Source organism: Microbacterium sp. B19, from assembly GCF_000333395.1.
Taxonomy (GTDB): Bacteria; Actinomycetota; Actinomycetes; order Actinomycetales; family Microbacteriaceae; genus Microbacterium.
Window position 1 is genome coordinate 1 of record NZ_BADA01000387.1, and the last position, 3,509, is coordinate 3,509.

2 protein-coding genes and 1 pseudogene are annotated in these 3,509 nt (G+C 72.5%); 1 reads left to right on the forward strand and 2 read right to left on the reverse strand.

Annotated elements, in window-relative coordinates:
- Nucleotides 1–457 (reverse strand): inositol monophosphatase family protein (locus tag I5G_RS13945; protein ID WP_022879607.1); only part of this gene is annotated, 457 nt, incomplete at its 3' end.
- 65 nt (nucleotides 458–522) lie between these two features.
- On the opposite strand from I5G_RS13945, the gene I5G_RS22590 reads away from it, so the two are divergent.
- On the forward strand, nucleotides 523–2,313 hold the full coding sequence (locus tag I5G_RS22590; protein WP_022879608.1) for an NAD(P)/FAD-dependent oxidoreductase: 1,791 nt from the start codon (nucleotides 523–525) through the stop codon (nucleotides 2,311–2,313).
- A 670-nt stretch (nucleotides 2,314–2,983) separates the two neighbouring features.
- Here the strand turns inward: I5G_RS22590 and I5G_RS13955 are convergent.
- Nucleotides 2,984–3,509, reverse strand: a pseudogene (locus I5G_RS13955) (hypothetical protein); the annotation flags it as partial.

A 3,509-nucleotide genomic window follows, 5' to 3' on the forward strand; every position in this document is an offset into this window, starting at 1 on the left:
CCTCGGGCGTGACCGAGAGCCGCTGGTCGCCGAGCCACGCGCCGCCGCCGCGCCAGGCGCGGAACATCTCCCCGGAGACGGGGTTGTAGACGACGCCGGCGAGCGCGCTCCAGGTCGCCGGATCGTCCGACCCCTCGACGGCGGCGATGCTCACGGCCCATGCCGGGATGCCGTACGCGTAGTTGACCGTGCCGTCGATCGGATCGACGACCCACGTGATGCCGCTGCGGCTCTCCTGCGCGGTGGACTCCTCGCCGAAGAAGCCGTCGTCGGGACGTTCCCGCGCCAACTCCGCGCGGACGAAGGCCTCCACCTCCTTGTCCGCAGCGGTGACGATGTCGGCGGCGACGGACTTCGTGGCGATCTCGAGCCCCTCGCGGCGGCGCCGGGCGGCCAGATCGCCGGCCTCGCGAGCGATGCGGGTGGCGATGTCGAGCAGATCTGCGGCGAGAGTCATGGCATCCACGCTACTGGGGATGCCACCCCCTGGGCGATGTCGGACGGGGTGGCTAGCGTGGGCGCATGAACCCCCCGGAGACCACTCGATACGACGTCGTCATCGTCGGCGGAGGGCATAACGCCCTGGTCGCCGCGGCGTATCTCGCGCGCGCCGGCAGATCGGTCGTGATTCTCGAGAGACAGGATGCCGTGGGCGGTGCGGCCGTGTCGGAGCGACCGTGGCCGGGGGTCGATGCCCGCCTCTCGAGGTATTCCTATCTCGTGAGTCTCCTGCCCCGGAGAATCATCGACGACCTCGGCCTCCGGCTGGAATTGCGACGTCGGCGGTATTCGTCGTACACGCCGGATCCGGCCGATCCGACGCGCGGCATCCTGATCGACACTGCGGATGCCGAGGCGACCACCGCCTCGTTCGCGCGGACGCTCGGCGACGCCGAGGAGGCGCGGCGGTTCGCGGCCTTCGGCGAACGCCTCCTCCCGCTCGCGCGGGCGGTCTTCCCGACGATGACCGAGCCGCTGCCGACCGCGGACGAGGTGCGCGCGCGGCTCGGCGACGACGAGCTGTGGGAGGCGCTGACGGAGCGGCCGCTCGGCGAGCTTCTGCGTGGCTCTCTCGCCAGTGATCTCGTCCGGGGCATCGCGCTGACCGACGGCCTCATCGGTACCTTCGCGTCGTCGGACGACCCGTCGCTCGCGCAGAACCGATGCTTCCTTTATCACGTCATCGGCGGCGGGACCGGGGACTGGGACGTCCCGGTCGGCGGCATGGGCGCGGTGACCGCCGAGCTCGAACGCGCCGCGCGCGACGCCGGCGCCGAGATCCGCACCGGCGTCGAGGTCATCTCCGTCTCACCGTCGGGTGAGGTGCACGCCGTGACCGGCCGCGCCGAGGTGTACGTGGGCGACGTCGTGCTGAGCGGGGTGGGGCGAGCCGTCCTCGCGCGGCTGCTCACCGCGGGAGGCGCACCGACGACCGCGCCCGAGCCCGAGGGCGCGCAGATCAAGGTCAACATGCTGCTGTCCCGGCTGCCCCGCCTCCGAGACACGGCGGTCTCCCCCGAGGCCGCGTTCGCCGGCACGTTCCACGTCAACGAGACCATGACCCAACTGGATGCCGCCTACGTCGCGGCATCCGCCGGTCTCGTGCCCGAGCCGCTTCCGGCCGAGATCTACTGCCATTCGCTGACCGACCCGTCGATCCTCGGTGACGAGCTCCGCGCGAGCGGGGCGCAGACCCTCACGCTGTTCGGGTTGGAGGTGCCGCACCGGCTGATCGACGGGGAGGACCCGGTCGCGGCCGGCGCCCGCCTGCTCGCGGCGGCGCAGCGATCGCTGGACTCGGTGCTCGCGGAGCCGCTACGGAACTGCATCATGGAGGCCCCCGACGGACGGTTGTGCATCGAAGCCCGCACCACAACCGACCTGGAGCGGTCGCTCGGGATGATCGGCGGCGACATCTTCCACGGCGGGCTGTCATGGCCGTGGCTGGAGGGGGGCAGCGGTGGGCGCGGTTCGAGCGGCGGTGGCGCGGGCGCGGGTGGGGGAACCGGTGCGACCGACCGGGCGGGTGCGCACGGCGGCGGCGGTGCGGCCGGCAGGGGCGTTGGTGCAGCCGACGGGGTGGGGGCGGAGGCGGATCGCGGCGCCGAAGCCGGTGCGACCGACCGGGCGGGGGAAGGTAGCGCTGCCAGCGCCGGTCTCGGGCCCGCGGAGCGGTGGGGCGTCGAGACCGGGCACGCACGGGTGCTGGTGTGCGGCTCATCGGCCCGGCGCGGCGGAGCGGTGAGCGGTATCGGCGGCCAGAATGCGGCGATGGCGGCACTGGAGATTCTGGGGCGTCCCGGGCGGGGGTAGGTGGACGAGCGCGGTGGCGCGCGCTGCCGCGCCGGAGCAGGTTCGGTCGACGGGGCGGATACCGGCGCGGGACGACGAGGCGAATGCCGTTCGGTGACGGGGCAGATGCCCGTCGGCTGACGATGCAGGCGCAGGATCGCCCGGCCGTGCTCCGGCGAGTTCGATGGACGGCGCTGGAGCAGGCGGGGCCGACAGCGCTCTCGCGAGCCACGACGAGCTGCGGATCGGGCGACTCAGGGCGGCGGATGCGACCCGGAGGAGATGCGGGGGATTCGGCGCGACGGCGCACCGGGCTACGACCGGACCCGGCACGCGAATCCCTGAGGGTGGGCCACCCACAGCGGGAGCGGGTGAATCGGCGGCCGGCATGGGTGAGAGTTCCCCTGACATTCGAATATATGTTCTACGCTGAAAGCATGTCTTGCCAGCCTCCCCCAGACTCCGAGCCTCCCGCCGACGAGCGGGAGCGGGAGCGGATGCGGGCGCTCGTGGAGGCGATTCGCGACGAGTCCGTTCGTGTGGCGCGCGTGCAGGCCTCGCTCGTGAGACTTCGCGCGGAGGCACTGCAGATCGCGCTCGACCACATGGCGCGCTCGAGCTCCCGCGACACGCGTGAGCGGGAGATGCCCGTCCGTTCTCTCGCGCTCGAGATCGCGGTGGCCACGCACAATCACGACCTCACCGTCCAGAAGGAGCTCTCCGATGCGCACACGCTGACCGTGGCGGCGTTGTCGAACGCGCCGGTGCCGGCGCCCAGGATGCCGATGCGCTTCCCGGCGAGGGCGGCGAAGTCGATCGCGTCGTGCGTGTGATGGACGCGGTCCGCGGGGAGCGCGTCGAGCAGCGACGGCAGGTACCGCCCGCCCGCGCCCTCGATGCCGGTGGCGAGCACGACGTGCCGGGCGAGCAGCACCCACGAGCCGTCGGGGCCCTCGAGGTGCAGGCGCAGGGGGCCGTCGGCATCCGTCGGGGTGATCGACGTCAGCGCGGTCGAACCGACGACTTCGATGCCGGCGACCGTGCGATACCACTGCAGGAACCCTTGCCACGCGACGGTCGGGAAGAAGGCGATGTCGTCCCACGCCGTTTCGCCGTACACGGCCTCGAACCACGCGCGCGGGCTCGCCGCCGGGACGCCCCACGTCGGCCACGCGAGGTCTTTCGGTGTGCGCAGCGTGTGCATGCGGGCGTACGTG